Origin of the sequence: Vreelandella gomseomensis (assembly GCF_031451645.1) — a bacterium.
In the GTDB taxonomy this organism is placed as follows: Bacteria; Pseudomonadota; Gammaproteobacteria; order Pseudomonadales; family Halomonadaceae; genus Vreelandella; species Vreelandella gomseomensis.
This window is the reverse complement of the sequence record NZ_JARWAI010000004.1, coordinates 80,518-101,410: the sequence shown is the minus strand read 5'-3', so window position 1 is coordinate 101,410 and position 20,893 is coordinate 80,518. Positions and strand designations below refer to the sequence as shown.

At 61.0% G+C, this 20,893-nt stretch carries 18 protein-coding genes and 1 pseudogene; 10 read left to right on the top strand and 9 right to left on the bottom strand.

Annotated features, from left to right (window positions below):
- Window positions 1–153: 153 nt before the first annotated feature.
- Window positions 154–566, top strand: a pseudogene (locus tag QC815_RS17355) (IS30 family transposase); the annotation flags it as partial.
- A gap of 28 nt (window positions 567–594) precedes the next feature.
- Here QC815_RS17355 and QC815_RS06305 read toward each other — a convergent pair.
- From QC815_RS06305 to QC815_RS06265, 9 genes are all read right to left on the bottom strand, one after another.
- Complete coding sequence (locus QC815_RS06305) at window positions 595–1,608, bottom strand: GlxA family transcriptional regulator (RefSeq protein ID WP_309767527.1); 1,014 nt, start codon at window positions 1,606–1,608, stop codon at window positions 595–597.
- A gap of 9 nt (window positions 1,609–1,617) precedes the next feature.
- Window positions 1,618–2,352 (bottom strand): class II aldolase/adducin family protein, encoded by a 735-nt coding sequence (locus tag QC815_RS06300; RefSeq protein ID WP_309767525.1) that lies wholly within the window; start codon window positions 2,350–2,352, stop codon window positions 1,618–1,620.
- Between the two features lie 15 nt (window positions 2,353–2,367).
- Window positions 2,368–3,852, bottom strand: coding sequence for an aldehyde dehydrogenase family protein (locus QC815_RS06295; RefSeq protein ID WP_309767524.1), 1,485 nt, complete (start codon window positions 3,850–3,852; stop codon window positions 2,368–2,370).
- 26 nt (window positions 3,853–3,878) lie between these two features.
- A complete protein-coding gene (locus tag QC815_RS06290; protein WP_309767522.1) occupies window positions 3,879–4,829 on the bottom strand; it encodes a PDR/VanB family oxidoreductase in 951 nt (316 codons plus the stop codon).
- 10 nt (window positions 4,830–4,839) lie between these two features.
- Complete coding sequence (locus QC815_RS06285) at window positions 4,840–6,504, bottom strand: choline dehydrogenase (protein WP_309767520.1); 1,665 nt, start codon at window positions 6,502–6,504, stop codon at window positions 4,840–4,842.
- Window positions 6,501–7,418: an ABC transporter substrate-binding protein gene (locus tag QC815_RS06280; protein WP_309767518.1), complete on the bottom strand. Its 918-nt coding sequence runs from the start codon at window positions 7,416–7,418 to the stop codon at window positions 6,501–6,503. The genes QC815_RS06285 and QC815_RS06280 overlap by 4 nt, the downstream gene beginning before the upstream one ends.
- Before the next feature lie 33 nt (window positions 7,419–7,451).
- Entirely contained in the window at window positions 7,452–8,219 is a 768-nt protein-coding gene (locus QC815_RS06275; RefSeq protein WP_309767516.1) for an SDR family NAD(P)-dependent oxidoreductase, read from the bottom strand.
- Window positions 8,216–9,373: an aromatic ring-hydroxylating oxygenase subunit alpha gene (locus QC815_RS06270; RefSeq protein ID WP_309767514.1), complete on the bottom strand. Its 1,158-nt coding sequence runs from the start codon at window positions 9,371–9,373 to the stop codon at window positions 8,216–8,218. Before QC815_RS06270 ends, QC815_RS06275 begins: the two co-directional genes overlap by 4 nt.
- Before the next feature lie 182 nt (window positions 9,374–9,555).
- Window positions 9,556–10,464: a LysR family transcriptional regulator gene (locus QC815_RS06265; RefSeq protein WP_309767512.1), complete on the bottom strand. Its 909-nt coding sequence runs from the start codon at window positions 10,462–10,464 to the stop codon at window positions 9,556–9,558.
- A 187-nt stretch (window positions 10,465–10,651) separates the two neighbouring features.
- Between QC815_RS06265 and leuC the strand changes: the two genes are divergently transcribed.
- From leuC to QC815_RS06220, 9 genes are all read left to right on the top strand, one after another.
- The gene (leuC, locus tag QC815_RS06260; protein WP_092828795.1) at window positions 10,652–12,103 is read left to right on the top strand and encodes a 3-isopropylmalate dehydratase large subunit; all 1,452 of its coding nucleotides are present in this window, start codon (window positions 10,652–10,654) and stop codon (window positions 12,101–12,103) included.
- Between the two features lie 3 nt (window positions 12,104–12,106).
- A complete protein-coding gene (gene leuD / locus QC815_RS06255; protein ID WP_092828797.1) occupies window positions 12,107–12,754 on the top strand; it encodes a 3-isopropylmalate dehydratase small subunit in 648 nt (215 codons plus the stop codon).
- 32 nt (window positions 12,755–12,786) lie between these two features.
- Window positions 12,787–13,866, top strand: a complete 1,080-nt coding sequence (gene leuB, locus QC815_RS06250) for a 3-isopropylmalate dehydrogenase (protein ID WP_309767508.1) — start codon at window positions 12,787–12,789, stop codon at window positions 13,864–13,866.
- Window positions 13,867–14,079: 213 nt separating this feature from the next.
- Window positions 14,080–15,192, top strand: coding sequence for an aspartate-semialdehyde dehydrogenase (gene asd / locus QC815_RS06245; protein WP_230448027.1), 1,113 nt, complete (start codon window positions 14,080–14,082; stop codon window positions 15,190–15,192).
- Window positions 15,193–15,440: 248 nt separating this feature from the next.
- Entirely contained in the window at window positions 15,441–16,607 is a 1,167-nt protein-coding gene (locus QC815_RS06240) for an ATP-binding protein (protein ID WP_230448028.1), read from the top strand.
- A complete protein-coding gene (locus tag QC815_RS06235; RefSeq protein ID WP_309767505.1) occupies window positions 16,604–17,047 on the top strand; it encodes a hypothetical protein in 444 nt (147 codons plus the stop codon). Before QC815_RS06240 ends, QC815_RS06235 begins: the two co-directional genes overlap by 4 nt.
- A gap of 266 nt (window positions 17,048–17,313) precedes the next feature.
- The gene (locus QC815_RS06230) at window positions 17,314–19,272 is read left to right on the top strand and encodes a FimV/HubP family polar landmark protein (protein ID WP_309767503.1); all 1,959 of its coding nucleotides are present in this window, start codon (window positions 17,314–17,316) and stop codon (window positions 19,270–19,272) included.
- Window positions 19,269–20,225, top strand: coding sequence for a tRNA pseudouridine(38-40) synthase TruA (truA, locus tag QC815_RS06225; RefSeq protein ID WP_230448031.1), 957 nt, complete (start codon window positions 19,269–19,271; stop codon window positions 20,223–20,225). The genes QC815_RS06230 and truA overlap by 4 nt, the downstream gene beginning before the upstream one ends.
- On the top strand, window positions 20,225–20,863 hold the full coding sequence (locus tag QC815_RS06220; RefSeq protein ID WP_230448032.1) for a phosphoribosylanthranilate isomerase: 639 nt from the start codon (window positions 20,225–20,227) through the stop codon (window positions 20,861–20,863). The genes truA and QC815_RS06220 overlap by 1 nt, the downstream gene beginning before the upstream one ends.
- The last annotated feature ends 30 nt before the right edge of the window (window positions 20,864–20,893 follow it).

Here is a 20,893-nt window from a genome sequence, read left to right as displayed (position 1 = left end):
TGACGAGACCGTCGTGGTTGGGCGGGCACTGTTATACCGTTATCTTTATTATATTTGCTTCTAAAATAACCTGCATTCATAAAACCAGTGCAGCACTTTGAATCACAAAGTAGAGGCATGAGAACCAGTGTCGGTAACCTCTCTATCTTAAGTAGTGACTACCTCTTGGCAGCGCGGTTGCCGAAGGTCACGGTCAATGGAACTACCAAGGCGATGACCCAGTTGTTAGAGCCACGCCGAGTCGCAGCGCAGGCCATCGCCTGGGATAACGGGTCGGAATTCGCCGAGCGTCGACAGGTTGCCAAAGCCGTTCAGGCCAAGATCTATTTTATGACCCGTACCGCTCATGCAAGCGTCACACCAATGAAAATACTGATAGTCTGATTCGCCAATATTTCTCGAAAGGGACTGACTTCCGAAGCGTGTCTGACACAGAGCTGCGGAGGTTGGTCAATAGGCTTAATGATAGACCAAGAAAACGGTTGGGATACCGAATCCCAGCCCAGGTGTTCTTAGGGAATACTCGGGAGCAGTCGAAACTCGCAGGTGGCGCACTTATTAATTGAATTAGAGCCGCTGATGGTAGGACAGTGGCTAGTTGCGGTGTGGTAGATAGCGTAGCGGCAGCACCGGTGCGCTACGGGACTGCATGCGATCTTCGCTGGGTGCGCAGCTGAAGAAGTGACGATAGGTTCGGGAGAAGTGCTCCAAGGAGCCAAAGCCGGAGCTTGAGGCAACCTGAGCAACACCCAGATCCGTCTGCTGTAGCAAGCGATGGGCGCGGTTGATGCGTAGCCAAAGGTAGTAGCGTTTGGGTGTGACACCGAGCTCGGCCTTGAAGCGACGTTCAAGCTGGCGCACAGAGAGCCCAACTCCTTTGGCTAACTCGATACTGGATAGTGGTGACTCAATGGCCTGTCGCATCATACGGATCACCCGACGTATCTGGGCCGACGTTTCCGGCTTTCGCTCCGGAGCGGCAGCGAGTTGGATGGTGTCACCCGGGCGACGGCGGCGCTCTAGCAAATGGTTGCGCAGCTCCTCCATCAGTGGCGCTTCCACCCGTAGGGCCAGCCACGCCAACATCATATCGAGCACCGCAGTTCCGCCAGCGCAGGTCATACGGCCGCCATCTAAACTGTAGAGCTCGCCTACGGCCTCTACACGAGGGTACAGCTCCTGAAAACCCTCTAGGTTATCCCAGTGAACTACCGCACGCTTTTTGTCAAGCAATCCTGCTGCGGCCAGCACCTCGCTGCCCATTTCGATGCCACCCAACTCCACCCCGGTAGCGGCGCAATGGCGCAGCCACATGGCCAGAGAACGGTCACCAGTGAGCGCCTTGGTCTCAAAGCTGGCCAGTACCAGTACGCTGTCCAGCTCAGTGGGGGCTGGCCATTCGACTTCTACCCCGAGGGGTACCCTGTTAGAGGCAGCCACTGTCGCCTCGCTGCCTAGGAGCCGCCACTCGAAGCGCTGCTCCTGGGCCAGCCAGTTGACGATAAACAGTGGATCCAGCACAGCCCCAAGGCCAGCGAACGAAAATTGTGGCAGCAATAGGATGCCGAGCCGATGCGCTGGCGGGGTGGGGGTTAGAGTGTTGGTCATGGTGCGATCTCAGCTTCGGTAGTCGTCGCCCTCCTTATCGAGCAGGCGCATAAGCGCCGCGAAGTGGGCCTGGGGTGCACCCTCCTGCGTATATTTGTCCCATTGGGCGGCAGTCTTGCGCGCTATTTCTGGGCTTACTGGGGCCAGCGGCAGGCCACTGGCTCGGGCCACCAAATAGGAGCGGCAGGCACGTTCGAAATAATAAAGGTTATCGAAGGCAGTTGCGACATCAGCGCCGGTAGCGATCACTCCGTGGTTGCCCAGCAGCAAGATCGGTACCTCGCCGGCTAGCCGCCCTAGGCGTTCTGCCTCGTCGCCAAGGCCCATGCCGTCGAAACCACAATCGACGCGCACCCGCTCGTAGAAGCGCATGGCGTTTTGCTCTACCGGGGGTAGCTCGGGCTCGGTCAAGCAGGCCAGGGCAGTGGCGTAGAGCGAGTGGGTGTGCAGAATGCAGCCTACTTCACGGCCTTGGCGGTGCATAGCGCCGTGGATCGCCCAGGCTGTAGGGTCGATTTCGGGCGGGCGCTCGCTGCCTCGTGCCTCGACCTCCAGCAGGTCGCTGGCGCGAATTTCGGCGAAGTGCCAGCCCGCAGGGTTGATCAGGAAACTCTCACCGCCCTGGCGGGTAGCCAAGCTGCAGTGGTTGGCAGTCGCCTCATGCATGTCCAGGCGGGCCAGCCAGCGGAAGGCGCTGGCCAGCTGTTCGCGGCTATTGCCTGGTACTTCGGGGATATTGCTCACGGTTTGCTCCTATGCTCAGTAGTGGATCCAGCGGGTCTTCAGCGCCATGTACTTACGCATACCAGCCAGCTCGTAGTCACGGCCGATGCCAGATTGTTTCATGCCACCAAAGGGGGTCTGGGGGCTCACCGCATCGACCCCGTTGACCGTCACTGTCCCTGCCTGGAGGCAGTCGCATAAGCGGTGGGCTCGGCCAAGATCGGCGGTCCAAAGTGAGGCGGCCAGGCCATAATGGCTTTTGTTAGCCAGCGCCACGCCCCCGGCCTCGTCGGTAAAGCGACTTACTGCCAGCACTGGGCCAAAGACTTCCTCCCAAAACAGTCGGTGCTCAGGAGTGACGCCGGTGAACACCGTAGGGGCTATGAAGAGCCCGCCACCTGCCGCTTCGAGAGACCTGCCGCCGTGGCGCAAGATGGCCTCTTGTCGGCCTATGTCAAGGTACTCGCGAACCCTATTGAACTGGGCGCGACTGACCAGTGGGCCGAGTCGGGTGGCTGGATCCAGCGGATCGCCGGGAACTAGGGCTTCCAGGCGCGCGTCCAGAGCCGCGAGGAAGGCATCGTGGATGCCGTCCTGGAGCAGCAGTCGTGAGTGGGCTGAGCACACTTGGCCGGCGTGGGTGAAAATGCCCGCCACTGCTGCGTCCACTGCCGCTTCCAGGTCGGTACAGTCGTTGAAGATCAGTAGCGGGCTCTTGCCGCCGCACTCCAGCCATACCGGTTTCATGTTGGACTCGCCAGCATAGACCATGAAGCGTTTGCCAATCTCGGTGGAGCCGGTGAAGCCAAGGGCGTCCACATCGTTGTGGCGACCCAATGCCTCGCCAGCCAGATGGCCGTGGCCCGGCACCACGTTCAGCACGCCGTCGGGTAGACCTGCCGCCTGGCAAAGTTCGGCCAGGCGCAGGGCAGATAGCGAGGATTCCTCGGCGGGCTTGAGCACCAGGCTGTTGCCCGCCGCCAGGGCAGGGGCGAGCTTGACCGCGCTGTTGTGCAGCGGGTAGTTCCAGGGGACCACGGCGCCCACCACGCCCAGCGGCTCGTGGGTGATGGTGGCCTGAACGCCGGCCGGGGAGGGCGCGACCCGGTCGTAGACCTTGTCCTGGACTTCGCCGTACCAGTCGAAGAGCACCGCAGCCTCCTGGGCGTCCTCCAGAGCCTCGACGATGCACTTGCCGCTCTCCAGGCTGTCGAGCAAGGCCAGCTCCTCGGCATGGGCGCGGATCTCGCCGGCGATGGCCTGCATCGCCCGGCGCCGCTCGCCGGGCTCGGCTCGTGCCCAGTTGCCGGCCACGAAGGCCGCCCGGGCGGCGGCTACGGCGCGATCCACGTCGGGCGCCTCGCAGGCGGCGATGGCGGCGACCGGAGCACCGGTCATGGGGTTGATCGAGTCCAGGGTGGCACCGTCCACGGCGGGGCAGCGCCGGCCGGCGATCCAGGCGCGGCCGTCGGTTTCCAGGTAAGCGGCGCGGCTTTTCCAGTCGTCATAGGTCAGGGGCATAAAAGCCTCCATCGAGGTTTTAGGGATTATAGATCGAGTATCAAACGTGCTCCCGCCGGGCGGGAAACACAGGCATAGAGGGTGTCGTTGGCGGCCTTTTCCGCGTCGTCCTGGAGAACGTCGCGGTGGTCTACAGCGCCCTCGATCACACCGCAGGCACAGGTGCCGCACGCGCCCTCGCCACACAGAGTGGGCGGTGCAACGCCGGCACGGGCGAGGCCGTCGATCAGCGATTCATCGGGCGCCAGGATGAAGGTTCGCTCGCTGCGTGCCAGCACAATTTCGCACTGCCCCCCCCGGGAAGTGGTGTCTGCAGCCATGCCACGGAAGCGCTCCAGGCGCAAGCAGCCAGTCGGCCAGTCGTTGGCCTCGGCCTCTAGAGCGGCGAGAAGCCCCTCAGGACCGCATGCGTAGATCCGGGTGTCGGCGTCTACCTCGCCGACTAGCTCGGCCACCTGGGCGCGGCCATCCCGCTCGGAGACGTGCAGGCGCAGCGCGCCCTCGGGCAGCAGGGTGACTAGCTCTTTGACAAAGGCGGCGTCTGCTTCCCTGCGCACCAGATAGTTCACCTCTGGGGTGACGCCCTGAGCGCACAGCCGCCGGGCCATGGCCACCAGTGGTGTGATGCCGATGCCGCCACCGATTAGTACCTGGCGGTTGCCGCTCTCATCCAGTGGGAAGCGGTCTCGGGGCGCGGAGGCGGAGAGCGTAAGCCCCTTTTGGGCTTCGTCGGCCAGGAAAATCGAGCCACCCCGGGAGTTGGGCTCGCGCAGTACGCCTAGTCGGTAGCGGCCGTTGCCACCGTCGTCGAGCAGTGAATAGTGGCGCGTGAGACCGCTGGGCAGTTCAAGCTCTAGGTGGGCCCCGGCCGGGGCTGTGGGCAGCGATCCGCCATCGGTGGCCTCGAAGGTAAGCTCAACGATAGACGGAGCCAAGCGGCGGTGGCGGGTCAGCGTCATCGATAGGCGATCGGGCATGGGTGCCTCCTTAGCGTTGCTGGTGCTGCCAGTCAGGGTGGATCCATACCGGCACCTCGCTAGGTTTCGGTGCGTGGCGGCCGAGGATCAGATCGCTGGCTTTCTCGGCGATCATCACGGTCGGAGCGTTGGTGTTGCCGCTAACGATGGTCGGCATGATGGAGGCGTCCACCACGCGCAACCCGTTCAGGCCATGGACACGCAGCTCGGGGTCGACCACCGCTTCCGGGTCGCTTGCCGGGCCCATCTTGCAGGTGCCGACGGCGTGATAGCCGGTTTCAGTGGTAGTCCGAGCCCAGGCGTCCAGGGCCTCGTCGCCTTGGCAGCCCGCCCCCGGGGTGATCTCCTCGCCGCGCAGGCCGTCGAAGGCCGGCTGCTCAACCAGCTCGCGGACCAGCCGCACCGCTGCGCGCATGTCGGCGCGGTCGCGTTCGGTTGCCAGGTAGTTAAAGATAATCTCCGGGGCCTTCGCTGGGTCAGTATCTGCCAAGCGGACACGACCCAGGCTGGTGGGGCGCATCAGGTCAATGTGTATCTGGAAGGAGTGCTCCTTGAGAGCCTCCACGGTGCCGGGTTCGATGGCCAGCGACATGAAGGTTAGCTGCAGGTCAGGATGCTGGACTCCGGCCCGGGAGCGGATGAAGGCCCCGGCGTCGAACAGGTTAGTGCTGGCCAGGCCACCTCGGTCGGCAAACCAGCGCATACCTAGCCACCACTTGCGCGGCGCCCGAGTCCAGGGGGCGTGAGAGACCGGCTGGGGGCAGCGGTAGGCGACTACGGTATCCGGATGATCGCTGAGCCGCCGGCCGACCCCTTCCAGGCGGTGAATGGTGTTGATGCGCCAGCGCTTGAGCTCGTCCTTCGGGCCGATTCCAGAGAGCATCAGCAGTTGGGGGCTGTTGATGGCGCCACCGGCCAGCAGCACCTCCCGGCGGGCATGGGCCTCAATGCAGCTTGAGCCGCGACGGTAGGTCACTCCCCGAGCGCGGCCATTCTCGACTAGTATCCGCTCGACCAAGGCGCCGGTGATTACCGTGAGGTTGGACCGTGTGCGGGCACGGGCCAGGTAGCCACGGGCGGTGCTCCAGCGTCGGCCCTTCCAGGTGGTGCGATCGATGCGGCCGAAGCCTTCTTGGCGGTAGCCGTTGACGTCGGCGCTGGCCCCGTAGCCGGCCTGCTCGCCGGCCTCCAGAAAGGCTTTGGACAGCGGGTCGGCGGGTCGCCCTGGGCTGACCCGCAGCGGGCCGTCGGCGCCGTGGTAGTCGTCGCCGCCCAGGGCGTGCCCTTCGGCGCGCTTGAAGTAGGGTAGTACCTGGGCGTAGTTCCACCCCTGGCAGCCGACCTCGGCCCAGGCGTCGTAGTCCCGGGCATGGCCGCGAATATAGACCATGCCGTTGATTGAGGACGAGCCGCCCAGAGTCTTGCCTCGGGGAGTGGCGACATAGCGCTCGTTCAGGTGGGGTTCGGGGCCAGCCCAGTAGTGCCAGTTGAAGCGTGGGCCGTCGATGGCGGCGCCCATAGCTGCTGGCATGTGAATAGTCCAGGAGTGATCCTTGGGGCCAGCTTCGAGCAAAAGCACTTGGTAGCGGCCGTCAGCGGTCAGGCGGTCGGCGAGCACGCAGCCTGCCGAGCCAGCGCCGACGATAATGTAGTCGTAGTCACTGGGAAGATTCATGGTGACTCCAGGTTCTGGGGGGTACCGTTAGCGGTACTCACGCCTTCTAGCCACTTGCCGACCAGCTCAGGGTTGGTGTCGAGCCAGTCGCTAGCCACTTCCCTTAAGGGGCGATCTTCGCGGCTGAACTCGTGAACCCAGGCGTTCTGCACCTCGATGGGCACTATCATCTGCTCAAGGAAGGTGGTGACATTGGGCGCGCGCTCGACGAACTCGGTGCTGGCCACGGTGGAGACAGTGCTGGCATCGCCCCATAGGCCCTCAGGATCCTCTAGGTAATGCACATCGTACGCAACGTTCATCCAGTGTGGCTCCCAGCCCAAGAAAGCGGTCCAACGATCGCTGTCGTTGTTGGCTTCGAGCTGGGAGAGCATACCGGTTACGCTGGACGCTACGACCTGCCAGTCGCCGAGGCCGTAGGTATCATCCTCAATGGCTCTCTGCATGATCTCGTTGCCGACGTTGCCGGGCTCGATGCCATATAGTCTGTGGTCAAAGCGCTCAGCGTGCTTGGCCAGGTCAGCCATAGAACGCACGCCGGCCTCTCTAGCGTGGCCAGGGACGGCGAGCCTGAAGCGCGCGCCTTGGATATTGTGGACGAGCTCGACCAGCTCGCCGCTCTCCAGGCGCGGGTCGAGCATGCCACCTTGGGAGGGTCGCCATAGAGCCATATCGACGTCGATGTCACCACCAACCAGGCCCTCCAGGATGATTGCGGTACTGGCCTCCTTGACGCTGGTCTGGTAACCGAGGCGCTCCAGAAGTTGGCTGGCGACCTCGGTTTTGACGGTGGCACCAGGCCAAGGTGGGGTGGCGAAGCGTAACTCCTCGGCATGGGCGAGACCGGGCAGAGCGACGATGCAAAAGGCGGCGGTCACCAGGCCGGTTCGCAGGGTGTCGTGATGATTCGTCATGGGGAGTCTCCTTGTATTTTTATCGATGGCGTTTTAGAACCCGCAAACCCCGCCGCCGTCGACCGATAGGATGGCGCCGTGGGTGAAGCTGGCCCGGGGCGAGGCTAAGTATAGGATGGCATCGGCGACCTCCTCGGGCAGAGCCATTCGACCCATCGGGGCGCGATCCCTGGCGGCAGCTAGGTAGGCCTCACGGTTGCTACTGGCCTCGGCGGCAGCGTTGATCATGTCGGTGGCGACGTTGCCCGGGCAGACGCAGTTGATACGGATGCGACCGGCGAGCTCCAGGGCCAGCGCACGGGTGAGGTTTACCACCGCCGCCTTGGCGCCGGAGTAAACGCTGCTCGGCGGAAAACCGATAAGCCCAGCGTCCGAGCCCAAGTTCACGGCGTTGCCGACGGCGGCCTCCAAGTGGGGCAGGGCGGCTTGGAGGGTAAAGAAGGTGCCAGCTGCGTTTACTTTGAAGGTGGTCTCCCAGTGGGCCTGGTTGATGGCCTCGAAAGGCATCTCCTCGAAGACACCGGCGGCGTTGACCAGGATATCCAACCAGCCTAGGCCTGCCACCGCCGTCTCTACTACGGCGGCGCAGGAGCTGCGATCCTCAAGTGCTCCCGGGGCAGAGATCACTCGGGCCTCGTCGCCCAGCTCGTGGCACAGGGCATCGACGGAGGCCGAGCGACGAGCACCGACGGCTACCGTTGCGCCCTCCTCAAGGAAACGGCGCACGGTGGCGGCGCCGATCCCGCGGGCACCGCCGGTGACCAGCACCCGCTTACCAACGAAAGGTTGCTCGCCCGTCATGCCCCGCCTCGATTTTCGCCGTGCAGGGCCTTATGCACTAAGCGATGGAAGTTAAGCACTAGGTGCTCGCTCTCGTTGCTACGCTCGGCGTCGATCATGTAACGGCCCTGGTCGTAGCCCATGGAGTGCAGTCCCTTCTGAGTAGTGACGTTGAGCTCAATATCCTCCGGTCCTAGGTCCTCGTTCATCCAGCGGATACTTGCCCGGGTTACCTCAGGCAGGCTGTCAGCACCCTGGACACTGTAGTAGCCGAAGCGCAGGATGCTTCGCTCGGCGTCCAGCGGAATGATCATGAAGGTGCCCATGCATTGCGAAAACGGGAACTGGTAAAAGGTGTTGTGGGGCCATAGGCCGATGTTAAAGAAGCCATCGCCGTCCTCAACCGGGCGGCCGATGGGCTCGCCGTAGGCCTCGGTGGCCTCGTGGTTAGGTGGGGCGCCGTAGGTCCACCAGTTGTTGTGGTGGCGAAGCTTGTACCCGGAGAAATCGATCAACGACGCCAGGTCCACGTGACAAGGGCCCGAGAGTTGGAAGTGATAGCCCTCGATGGAATTGTCCATGATCACCTTCCAGTTGGCGGGGACGATGACGTCGTCCTCCTGGATCAGGTGCATCTTGTCGAGGTTAGGAATGGCATCGCGGATCGCCGCCTCAGCATCAGGGAAAAGGTCATGCATGTCCGCAGCGTCAGGGTCGAAGTTAAAGTAGACACTGCCGGCGAAGACCTGCAAGCGGACTGGTGGAATCCGGTAGTCGTCGACGTTGAAAGCCTCGATGCGATCGCTGCGCGGGGCGGCCTTGAGACGGCCGTCGGCACCGTAGCACCAGGAATGGTAGGCACAGCGGATCACTCCCTTTTGTACGCCCCGTGTCTCGGTCAGCAGCCGGTTGCCGCGATGCTGGCAAACATTGTGAAAAGCATGTAGCTCGCCCTCGCGATCGCGCATCAAAATGACGCTCTGGTCGAAGATATCGCGTACGACGAAGGCCCCGGCGCAGTCGAGCTCATTGACGTGGCAGCCGAAATGCCAGGCGCCCATGAAGATACGCTCACGCTCGGTTTCGAATAGCGCCGGGTCGTAGAAATAGCGAGACGGCAGAGTCAAGGCGTTTTCGGGCTGCTGGGCGGCCCAGGCTTGGGGGAGCTGGCTCATTGCGTCACCTCGTTGTGTCACGGTTTCGTTATGTGGTGCGCAGCAGAATAGTGGGTGCGGTGCAACGCCACATGATGTTTTACGACACACTGATGAGGTTTTGTTTGATATAAGACGACATAATATTGCCGTTTTTATTCATTATGGCGCATCACACTTGAGTTTTTGGCTGATGAATAACGTCATTGACCAATTTGGTTTAGGGCCATGGTTTCCTGAGTGCCGTCGAGCAAATTGAGCATAGCGAGGGCAGCGTTAGAGAGCGTGCGGTTGGTGTGTACCAGGTAGCCCAGTGGGCGGTGGAGCGGGGCGGTCGCTACGTCTAGCTCGACAAGGTCGTGGTCGAGCATCTTTTCCGGCAACAGGCTCCAGCCCAACCCCACGCTACACATCATCTTGAGCGTTTCCAGGTAGTTGGTGGCCATGCTGATCGGGAGTTTCAGGCCGGCTTCTTCAAAGCGCTGGGCAATCAGCGTGCCGGTAAAGGTCTTCGCGCCCGGCATTACGCAGCTGTAGTCGCAAAGGGTTGCCAGCGACAACGACTCTTGTTGGTCTGCGTTGACCAGCGGGTGATCGGTGGAGCAGACAAAGCATAGCCGGTCGCACCATAGCTCCACCACGTGCAGATGCTCGATGGGGTGGGGCGCAAGCGTCACCACGGCCATTTCCAACGAGCCATCGCGTACGCCCTGGTAGGCAAGTTCCGAGTCCAGAAAATGCAGGTCCAGCTCTACTTCTGGGTGGCGCTGTGTGTAGTCCTTCAAAATGGGTGGGAGGCGGTGTAGCCCGATGTGGTGGCTGGTGGCCAGGGTCAAACGCCCGCCCACGTGGCCGGAGAGGTTGGCCAGCGCCCGGCGGCTGTCTTCTACCGCGAACAGGATCTGGCGCGCCTGGGGCAGCAGGACGCTGCCCGCTTCGGTCAACGCGATGCGTCTGCCAATGCGGTCGAACAAAGGCCTGCCTACCTGGAACTCCAGCGTGGCAATACGCTTGCTGACCGCTGGCTGGGTCAGGTGTAGCTGCTCCGCCGCCCGGGAGAAACTTTGCGTGTCGGCGACGGCCAAAAAGGCCTGAAGACTTTGAGTATCCATCGTGGAGGCCTCCTTTGAGGCAAAGCCATGGTGGCGGCAGGATGATGTATTCCAGTTTGGAATCTATTCTATGAATAACATGAATTGCTTTTATCTTCGAGCCGCGTGACACTCCTACCACACGTTAAAAAAGCAGCGCCAAAAAGCTGCCGCTATGAACTAGCAGGGCCTAGCCCGGGAGAAACACATGTCAGGTCAAACGCTTTACGACAAATTGTGGAATCAGCACCTGGTCAAGCAGCGCGATGACGGCACCGCGTTGATCTATATCGACCGCCATATGCTTCACGAAGTGACCTCGCCCCAGGCCTTTGAAGGGCTGCGCCTGGCGAACCGCAAGCCATGGCGCCTGGATACCAACCTCGCGACCACTGACCATAACGTGCCGACGACCCTGATAGAGCGTTCTCAGGGTAATAGCGGTATCAAAGACCCGGTGTCGTTGATCCAGGTGCAGACCCTTGACGACAACTGCGTCGAATACGGCATCACCGAGTTCGGTATCAATGACCCGCGCCAGGGCATCGTCCATGTGGTCGGGCCAGAGCAGGGCGCAACCCTGCCGGGCATGACCGTCGTCTGCGGCGATTCCCACACCGCCACCCACGGTGCTTTTGGTGCGCTGGCCCACGGTATCGGCACCTCGGAAGTCGAGCACGTACTGGCGACCCAGTGCTTGCTGACCCAGAAGATGAAGAACATGCAGGTGCGGGTTGAAGGCGAGCTGGGCCTGGGCGTGACCGCCAAAGACGTGGTGCTGGCGATTATCGGCAAGATTGGCACGGCGGGTGGCACCGGCTATGCCATCGAGTTTGCCGGTAGCGCCATCGAGTCGCTGTCCATGGAAGGCCGCATGACCGTGTGCAACATGGCCATTGAGGCGGGTGCGCGGGTCGGAATGATTGCCGTGGATGACACCACGATTGACTACATCGGCAACCGCCCCTATTCGCCGACCGGTGAGCAGTGGGAAGCTGCCGTGGCAGACTGGCGCAACCTGGTTTCCGACCCGGATGCCGTCTTTGACAATGTGGTTACCCTGAAAGCCGAAGACATCGAACCCCAGGTGAGCTGGGGCACCAGCCCTGAAATGGTCACCGGCATTTCCGGCCAGGTGCCCGATCCCAACGCCGCGCCGGATGAAACCGTGCAGCGCAGCCACACCCGCGCGCTTGAGTACATGGGTCTGCAGGCCAACCAGAAAATTACCGATATCAAGCTGGACAAGATTTTCATCGGCTCCTGCACCAATGCGCGCATTGAAGATCTGCGCGAAGCCGCCAAGGTAGCGAAGGGCAATAAAATCGCCGACTCCATCAAGCTTGCCATGGTGGTGCCCGGTTCCGGCTTGGTGAAGCGCCAGGCGGAAGAGGAAGGCCTGGACAAGATCTTCATCGATGCGGGCTTTGAATGGCGCGAGCCGGGCTGCTCCATGTGCCTGGCGATGAACGCCGACAAACTGGGTGCGGGCGAGCACTGTGCCTCGACCTCCAACCGCAACTTTGAAGGGCGCCAGGGCTACGGCGGTCGCACTCACCTGGTAAGCCCCGCCATGGCGGCAGCGGCGGCCATTGCCGGTCACTTTGTCGATGTGCGCAGCCTGCCCGCTAACGATGCAACCCACGCTCAGGAGGCCTAAGCCATGAAAAAGTTTGAACGTTTTGAAGGCGTCGTCGCGCCTCTTGATCGCGCCAACGTGGACACCGATCTGATCATCCCGAAGCAGTTTTTGAAGTCGATCAAGCGGACCGGTTTCGGGGTCAATCTGTTTGACGAGTTACGCTATCTGGATGAAGGCGAGCCAGGGCAGGATTGCTCGCAGCGGCCGCTGAATCCGGATTTCGTGTTGAACAAGCCGCGTTACCAGGGGGCCGAAATACTGCTGACACGGCGTAATTTCGGTTGCGGCAGCTCCCGCGAGCATGCTCCCTGGGCGCTGGAAGACTTTGGCTTCAAGGTGGTGGTGGCACCCAGCTTTGCCGATATTTTCTACAATAATGCCTTCAAAAACGGCATCCTGCTTATCACCTTCGACGAAGACACGATCGATCGCCTGTTCGATGAAGTGGAAGCGAAAGAAGGCTACCGCATGGACGTGGACCTGGAGAATCAGCGCGTGATTACCCATCGCGGCGAAATTCTTGAGTTCGAGGTCGATGAGTTCCGCAAGCACTGCCTGCTGGAAGGCCTGGATGATATTGGCCTGACCTTGAAAGACGAAGACGCCATTCGACGCTTTGAGGAAAGCCACCGCCAGGCACGGCCTTGGTTGTTCCGCCAGCCTGCGTAAGCCACCGCTTGAATAAATGCTAAGGACGTTGCATGACACATAAGGTTCTATTATTGCCGGGTGACGGTATCGGCCCCGAAATTGCTGCCCAGGCAGCGCGCCTGCTGAAAGCCTGCCAGGACGCCGGGCTGGATATCGACGTCGAAGAGGCGCTGGTCGGTGGCGCGGCCTACGATGCCCACGGTGACCCGCTGCCCGAGGAAACGCTGGATAAAGCCAAAGCCGCAAGCGCCATTCTGCTTGGGGCAGTGGGTGGCCCCAAGTGGGACAAGATTGAAGATCTATCCAAGCGGCCCGAAAAAGGCCTGCTGGGCCTGCGTAAAAACCTGGGGCTGTTCGGCAATCTTCGCCCGGCCATGCTCTACCCACAGCTTGCCAGCGCCTCCAGCCTCAAGCCCGAACTGGTGGCCGGGCTGGATATCATGATTGTCCGCGAGCTGACCGGCGGCATCTACTTCGGCCAGCCCCGCGGCATCGAAGAGCGCAACGGCGAGCGCGTGGGCTTCAATACCTACGTATATTCCGAAAGCGAGATCGAGCGTATCGGTCGCGTGGCCTTTGAAATGGCCCAGAAGCGTGGCAAGAAGCTTTGTTCGGTGGATAAAGCCAACGTGCTGGAAGTGACGATCCTGTGGCGTGAGGTCATGGAGCGACTGGCACCGGAATACCCGGACGTTGAGCTGTCGCACATGTACGTGGATAACGCTGCCATGCAGCTTGTGCGTGCGCCGAAGCAGTTTGACGTGGTAGTGACCGGCAACATGTTCGGCGACATTCTCTCCGACGCCGCCGCTATGCTCACGGGGTCCATCGGTATGTTGCCTTCTGCTTCGCTCAATGAAAGCGGGCAGGGCATGTACGAGCCCTGCCACGGCAGCGCACCGGATATCGCCGGTAAAAACATTGCCAACCCGCTGGCGATGATGCTCTCTGTGGCCATGATGCTGCGCTACTCGCTGGGCGAAAACGCCATGGCCGAGCGTATCGAAGCCGCCGTGGGCAGCGTGCTGGATGACGGCCTGCGCACCGCGGACATTGCCTCTGAAGGCATGCAGACCATCGGTACCGACGCCATGGGTGATGCAGTGCTGGTAGCGTTTGCCAAGCAGTAGTTTATTGGCAATGCGGCTGCGTTAAGGGAGCCTGGGGCAGGCCGTAGAGGGGGTCTTTTTCCAGGGATGGAAAAAGTAGCGCCCAGGGATGGGTTTACAGCGCTCCCTCGAAGGCCTGTCGCAGGGATAGCCCTTAACCTATCTTCGCGCTTCAAAATCACCATCAAGAATCGTGTATAATGCAAGTACTCATTCTTTGCAGGAGGACTTCAGATGTTGAAAGTCGGTTTCGTGGGATGGCGCGGCATGGTCGGCTCGGTGCTGATGCAGCGCATGCAGGAAGATGGTGATTTCAACGGCATTGAGCCGGTGTTCTTCACCACTTCCCAGGTTGGCCAGCCCGGCCCCGACATCGGTGTGGACGTCCCTCCGCTGAAAGACGCCTTTGATATCGAGGCGCTCAAGGCGCTGGATGTGGTGGTCACCTGTCAGGGCGGCGACTACACCAAGCCGGTCTACAAGGACCTGCGCAGTGCAGGCTGGCAAGGCTACTGGATCGATGCGGCCAGCACGCTGCGCATGGAAGATGAAGCGACGATCGTGCTGGACCCGGTCAACCGTGGCGTGATCGACGCACAGCTGGCCAAGGGCGCCAAGACCTTCGTCGGCGGCAACTGCACCGTGAGCCTGATGCTGATGGGGCTGGGCGGTCTGTTTGAAGCCGATATGATCGAGTGGATGACGTCCATGACCTATCAGGCGGCGTCCGGCTCAGGTGCCAAGCACATGCGCGAGCTGCTCAACCAGATGGGCACGCTGCACGATAGCGTTGGCGAAGAACTGAAAGACACCTCCAGCGCTATTCTGGATATCGATCGCAAAGTGACGGCGGCCATGCGTAGCGGCAACTTCCCCACCGAGAACTTCGGTGCGCCCTTGGCCGGTAGTCTGTTGCCGTGGATCGACAGCAAGCTGGATAACGGCCAAAGCCGCGAAGAGTGGAAGGGCAGCGTTGAGACCAACAAGATTCTGGGTCTCGACAACAACCCGATTCCCATCGATGGCCTTTGCGTACGTATCGGTGCCATGCGCTCGCACAGCCAGGCGTTCACCATCAAGCTGAAGCAGGACGTGCCGCTGGACGAGATCGAAGACCGCATTGCCAAGCACAACGAGTGGGTCAAGCTGATTCCCAACGAGAAAGATGCCACCAACGAAGGCTTAACGCCTGCGGCGGCGACAGGCACGCTGCAAGTGCCGGTTGGCCGTCTGCGCAAGCTGCAAATGGGCGGTGAGTATCTCTCGGCGTTCAGCGTTGGTGACCAGCTGTTGTGGGGCGCGGCTGAACCGCTCAAGCGCATGTTGATGATCCTGCGCGAGCAGTAAGTTTCCGCCGAGGCCAAAGACGCATCCTAAGCGGATGAAAAAGCCGCATCCCAAGCGGACGAAAACGGGGGGCGAATCAAACGCTTCCCGTTTTTTATGTGCGGCTGCTTTAAGATGCCGGTGAAATGGGAGCTGAACAGATCCCAGTCTTGTGTGAGGTAGCGAGTGTTGTCTGGCCTTGGCCTTACTGATGCCAGCGTGCGCCTGGTAAGTTACAGTACGACCAATGAATCTTTGGAAAAGTGACCATGAAACAATTGTACGTTGAACAGCTCGCTCAGGTTAGGAAGGCTGAAGTCGAATTTGGCGACCTCACCTTGCTCGTTGGCCCCCAGGCCAGCGGTAAGAGTGTGTTTCTTCAGTTGTTTAAACTGGTACAGGATCATGGTTCGATCACCAAGACTCTCAAGCGGTATGGCTACAGTTACGAGCCCGGCGCTGCGGATAGTTCCAGTGATCCGTTGCTGACATTGATGTTCGGGGAAGGTATGGGGGCTATTTGGCGTCAGGAATCGTTGGTCAAACCGGATGGTAAATCGATTGATCTTACCGGGCTGCGCAAGGGTAACGGCAAAGATCAGGAGTCGGTGTTTTTCGTGCCGGCTCAGCGAGTGCTGACGCTGGATCAGGGCCGTCCGCGCAGTTATGAGAGCTTTGCCGCGCTCGATCCTTTTGTGGTGAAAAGCTTTAGCGAGAATTTGCGCAGGCTCATGGAGAAAGGGCTGGGTGGTCAAGACAACCAGTTGTTTCCGATCAAAAGCCGCCTGAAAGAAGTACTCCGTGACCGCATCGACGACAGTATTTTTCATGGCGCAACCGTTACCCAGGAAGTGCACGATCTGAAAAAGCGGATTGTGATCAATGCAGGCGGTGCCACCTTGCCCTATATGGCTTGGTCGGCTGGTCAGCGTGAATTTATGCCGCTTCTATTCAGCCTTTACTGGCTGATGCCCTCGGCGGGTTCGGCCAGGCGCAAGGGCGTAGACTGGGTGGTGATTGAAGAGCCCGAGATGGGTCTTCACCCGCAAGCAATTCAGTCCGTGTTGCTCATTTGCCTGGAATTGATGTACCGAGGCTATAAGGTGGTGATTTCTACACATTCGCCGCTGCTGCTGGAAGCTGCTTGGGCCATTCGCACGCTGCAGGGCAACAAGGGCACGCCGGAAGCCTTGTTCGAGCTTTTTGACCTGCCTAACTCGCCCGGAATGCGTGACGTCTTCAGCGTGGTTTTGTCTGATAAAGCAGTCAACAGTTTCTATTTTGAACCGGGTGACCAGGGCGTATCCACCAAGGATATCTCATCGCTTGATCCGTTCTCTGCCAATGATTCTATTGCGGATTGGGGGGGTATTACCCAGTTCAGCAGCCGCGCTTCCGATGTCATCAGCCGTTTGATGCAGGAGGCTGGTGAATGACATTGGGAAAGAGTTTTCTGAAGGCAATAGAAAAGGATCTCGGAAAGGGCGTTTATAGAAAAGGATTGCAGGCACTTAAGGCTGCCGACCGATCGCTTATAAACCTAGGTAACCCACGTCACTGCCTTGGCAGTGGCGATATTGACGCCAGTCTCGCCGTGCAGCAGCCTCAGGCTTCGCGTTGGGACTACGTGATTGCCCATGAGCAGACACTGCATTTCGTAGAAGTACATCCCGCTTATACATCGGAAGTCAGTCAGGTAATCAAGAAAAAAGAATGGTTGTTGGCGTGGATGAAAAATGCCGAGGTGGGCAATTTGGATGCCCCGCGTCGTTTTCACTGGCTAGCCAGTGGCAAAGTTGCCATTACCCGCAACAGTAAACAAGCGCGTGCGGCAGCCCAGATGGGGCTGATGCCAGTTCGGCAGCTTGATTTATAAGCCAATAAATATCGATTCAGGAAGTACAGTTATGTTACCCACCACTTTGGCATTGGAAGTCAAAAAACAGGCTCTTCACTATTATTTGGGGCAATTTTCCCAATTTACCTTCCTGAGGCAGAGCAAGCTCTGGAAGCTTTTTTTACTTACCTGGATGAAGGGCTGTTTAAAGGGTCTCGGGTAAATTTGTGGTAAAAAAGTATGAAAGCGCTGCACAATGAAGCGGCGGGTTATATAAAAAAGTTCAATTGGCAACAGGGGCATCCATGAAACAGCTAGGCGCGCTGGCCGTAGGGCTTTGGCTAAGCATGGTGGGGTCAATTGGCTGGGCGCTTGAGTTGGGGCCTGCCCAGGTGCAGTCCCGGCTAGAGGCCCCGTTGCAGGCCATGGTTCCGCTTGTGGATGGCGACGCGTATTCACCGTCAGCGATTGAGGTCAGCGTCGCCGGTGAGGATGCCTTTGCCGACGCGGGGGTTGAATGGACACCGATGGCGGGGCGCGTCCAGGCCGTTATTCAAGAGCGCCAGGGGCAGCCCGTGGTGGTGTTGACCAGCAACCAGCCGATTACCTCGCCTTGGCTGGACCTGCTGCTGACCGTGGATTCCCCCGGTGGTCGGCAGTCCCAGGCCATCACGCTGTTGTTTGATCCTGCTGACTACGGTGCTGCCGATCGACCGGCAGCGTCAGTAGCGCCTCAACCTGCCGCCGAGAATCCTGCCGCCGGGAATGATGCCCCTGCCGTGCCGCAAAACCGTAAGGCCGCCCAGGGCGACGCGTACGTGCGCAGCGGCGATACGCTATGGAGCGTTGCGGCGCGTACCAAGCCCGAACAGGCCAGCGTCCAGCAGATGATGCTGGCACTGCTTGAAGCCAACCCCAGCGCCTTTCCCTCGGGTAATATCCACGAAATGCGCGCCGCCCAGCGGTTGACGTTGCCCGATGAGTCGCGGGTGATGGCGCGTTCGGCAGAGCAGGCGGCCGAGACCATCCGGGCAATGAACGCAGCTTGGCAGCGCCGCGATGAAAATGGCCCGGCGCCAGTGGCGTTACCCGAGATAGAGGCGGTCGCCGACGACGCGACGTCCGATGCGCCCAGCCCGCAGGTGGAGCAAAGCGCGCCGGGTGTCGATGCCGCCGCGCTTAGTGCGGCGCAGGCGCTTGGCCGTGCTCCGCGTGCGACCCCTGACGCCGCAGCGTCCACCTTGGAAACGGCGACTGCTGCACCTGTTGACGCGTCCTCTCCAGCGCCTGCTATGGGAGCTGCGCTCAGTCTGCAGCGTCAGCAGGAGCTCGATGAGATGCGCGGTGAGCTGGCTGCCCTGCGCGAAGAGGTGACGCGGCTCAGCGATGCGCTGGCCGCTCAGTCCGTTCCATCCAGAGCGCCGGTAGAGAATCAAGGTCGTTCTCTCATCGAGCGCCTCAGTGACTATCAGTGGTGGCTGCTGGTCATCGCGCTGGTGCTGCTGCTGGGATTGTTGCTCGTGATGCGCCGCCGCCGTCAGCAGTGGGAAGCACCGCCCGCAATGGCAGCAGCGGGTGGCGATAACGCCTACGCGTCCTCGCCGTCGGCGGCTGGCCCGAGTCGCGTGACGCCGTCGATGCCACCGGAACCGCCTTCTCAGGTGCCTCACTCTCAGCCACCGCCTGTCATGGCCGAAGCGGTGGAGGAGCCGGTGACCAGCGAGACGTTCCAAGAGCCGCCATCCCGCGATGAGAACTTGTCTTCAACGGCTTATGAGGCACCGTTGGATCGTGCCGCGATGGCTCATACCCAGGCGGCCGGGCTGATCGAGATCGGTCAGGAGCGGCGACTGGCGTTGCAGGCCTACACCGCCGAGCATGACCCGTCGCTGTGGCTGGCACCTCCGGCCAAACCCCAGGCGGTGGCAGCGATGCTTTCGGCAATGGGCGCCCGTGGTCAGGAGGATGCAACGGTACAGGGCCCTGAGCAACCGAGCCCCGCTAAGGCAGCCCCTGGCCCAGAAGAAGAACAAGCCTGGATGATCGACTATCAGCCGCCGATGCTGGCCTCGGGCAGCACAGCGCGAGAGGAAACTCCCATGCAGCCCACGGTGGAATTCGATGCCCAGGCGCCGGCGTCACCGGCTCCGCCGCCGGTGGCCGACCCCGAAGAGGAATGGGAGATCGAAGAGGTGGCATTTGCTCCCGCGCCTCGCGATAATGGCGCGCCTTCCACCCCTGGCAATGTTGATAAGAAGCGATGACGCTGTTTTACCATTTCGACGAGACACAACCGCTGAGCGGTCGCCTGGCGATGAGCATCGAGTACGATGGCACGCGCTTTTGCGGGTTTCAGCGGCTGAAGCACGCCGCCTCGGTGCAGGCATCGGTGGAGGACGCGCTGAGCAAGGTGGCCGGTGCGCCGGTGCAGATTCATGCCAGCGGACGCACCGATTCCGGCGTGCATGCCACCCGGCAGATCGTGCATCTGGACCCGCCGGCGCAGCGCTCCGAGAAAGCCTGGGTGTTCGGGGCGAATACCAATCTGCCTCGCGACGTGTCGATACGCTGGGTAAAGCCGGTGTCGGACGACTTTCATTCACGCCTTGGCGCCTTGGGGCGGCGTTACCGCTACCTGCTGCTCAATCAGCTCAGTCGCCCGGTGCTGGAGCGGCATAATGTCACCTGGTGTCGCGACCCGCTCGATGCCGATGCCATGCACCGCGCCGCCCAGGCGCTGGTCGGCGAGCACGATTTCTCGAGCTTTCGTGCGGCGGGCTGTCAGTCGAAGACGCCCTGGCGGCAGATGCACTTTGTCGACGTCAAGCGCTTTGGCCCGCTGGTGATGATCGATATCCAGGGCAATGCGTTTCTGCACCACATGATTCGTAATATCGCCGGGGCCCTGGTAAGCGTCGGTCGCGGCGCCCAGGATGAAGGCTACATCGAACGCCTGCTGGCGCTCAGGAATCGCAAACTTGGGGATGTCACCGCGCCTGCCTGCGGCCTGCATTTCGTCGATTCGATCTACGACGAGCGCTTTGACCTGCCCAAGGAACCGCTGGGGCCAAACCTGCTGGCCTTTTCCGGCGAATGGACAGGGGAGCGCGAACTCCCCGAAACCGAGCGCGTGGCAGCCAGGCGTCGGCTGACCTTTACCAAGCCCAAGCCGGGCATCACCCGCGAAGCACCGGAAAAGCCCCAGGAGACATCGTGATGAGTGCTGAGACCTTGACTCGTACGCGGGTGAAATTCTGCGGGCTTACCCGCCATGAAGACATCGCCCATGCCGTGGCGCTGGGCGTGGATGCGCTTGGCTTCGTGATGTGGTCACCCAGTTCGCGCAGCGTCGACCTTGATCAGTTGGCATCGCTTACGGCCAGAGTGCCAGCCTTTGTCACGCGGGTCGGGCTGTTTGTCGACCCCTCTGCCGACGCGGTCGAGCAGAGTCTGCCGCATCTGGATCTATTGCAGTTCCATGGCGACGAAACGCCCGCTTTCTGCGCCGGATTCGGGCGGCCCTGGATCAAGGCGTTGCGCATGCGCGATGGCATCGACCTGCCCCTTGAGGCCGAGCGTTATACCCAGGCTCAGGCGTTGCTGCTGGATGCCTATCGGCCGGGAACCCCGGGCGGCACCGGGGAGTCATTTGATTGGTCGAGAATCCCCGCAACGCTGGCAAAACCTGTTATTCTCGCAGGAGGATTATCGGCGGAAAATGTCGCCCAGGCCGTGCGCCGGGTAATGCCCTATGCGGTTGATGTTTCCGGCGGAATTGAAGCCTCGCGGGGCTCTAAGGACGCTCGAGAAATGACGGCTTTTGTGCGTCAGGTGGCGCTGGCCGACGCCGATTAGGTGCGCTACGCGGTTCGTCCTGTCTGCGAG

Bases quoted from the DNA above. Each gene is read 5' to 3' on its own strand.
- QC815_RS06290 (WP_309767522.1), bottom strand. From the start codon at position 4,829: ATGCCCGATCGCCTATCGATGACGCTGACCCGCCACCGCCGCTTGGCT.
- QC815_RS06280 (WP_309767518.1), bottom strand. From the start codon at position 7,418: ATGACGAATCATCACGACACCCTGCGAACCGGCCTGGTGACCGCCGCC.
- QC815_RS06230 (WP_309767503.1), top strand. From the start codon at position 17,314: ATGAAACAGCTAGGCGCGCTGGCCGTAGGGCTTTGGCTAAGCATGGTG.
- QC815_RS06295 (WP_309767524.1), bottom strand. From the start codon at position 3,852: ATGCCCCTGACCTATGACGACTGGAAAAGCCGCGCCGCTTACCTGGAA.
- leuC (WP_092828795.1), top strand. From the start codon at position 10,652: ATGTCAGGTCAAACGCTTTACGACAAATTGTGGAATCAGCACCTGGTC.
- QC815_RS06265 (WP_309767512.1), bottom strand. From the start codon at position 10,464: ATGGATACTCAAAGTCTTCAGGCCTTTTTGGCCGTCGCCGACACGCAA.
- asd (WP_230448027.1), top strand. From the start codon at position 14,080: ATGTTGAAAGTCGGTTTCGTGGGATGGCGCGGCATGGTCGGCTCGGTG.
- QC815_RS06285 (WP_309767520.1), bottom strand. From the start codon at position 6,504: ATGAATCTTCCCAGTGACTACGACTACATTATCGTCGGCGCTGGCTCG.
- QC815_RS06235 (WP_309767505.1), top strand. From the start codon at position 16,604: ATGACATTGGGAAAGAGTTTTCTGAAGGCAATAGAAAAGGATCTCGGA.
- QC815_RS06240 (WP_230448028.1), top strand. From the start codon at position 15,441: ATGAAACAATTGTACGTTGAACAGCTCGCTCAGGTTAGGAAGGCTGAA.
- QC815_RS06270 (WP_309767514.1), bottom strand. From the start codon at position 9,373: ATGAGCCAGCTCCCCCAAGCCTGGGCCGCCCAGCAGCCCGAAAACGCC.
- QC815_RS06220 (WP_230448032.1), top strand. From the start codon at position 20,225: ATGAGTGCTGAGACCTTGACTCGTACGCGGGTGAAATTCTGCGGGCTT.
- leuD (WP_092828797.1), top strand. From the start codon at position 12,107: ATGAAAAAGTTTGAACGTTTTGAAGGCGTCGTCGCGCCTCTTGATCGC.
- truA (WP_230448031.1), top strand. From the start codon at position 19,269: ATGACGCTGTTTTACCATTTCGACGAGACACAACCGCTGAGCGGTCGC.
- QC815_RS06305 (WP_309767527.1), bottom strand. From the start codon at position 1,608: ATGACCAACACTCTAACCCCCACCCCGCCAGCGCATCGGCTCGGCATC.
- leuB (WP_309767508.1), top strand. From the start codon at position 12,787: ATGACACATAAGGTTCTATTATTGCCGGGTGACGGTATCGGCCCCGAA.
- QC815_RS06275 (WP_309767516.1), bottom strand. From the start codon at position 8,219: ATGACGGGCGAGCAACCTTTCGTTGGTAAGCGGGTGCTGGTCACCGGC.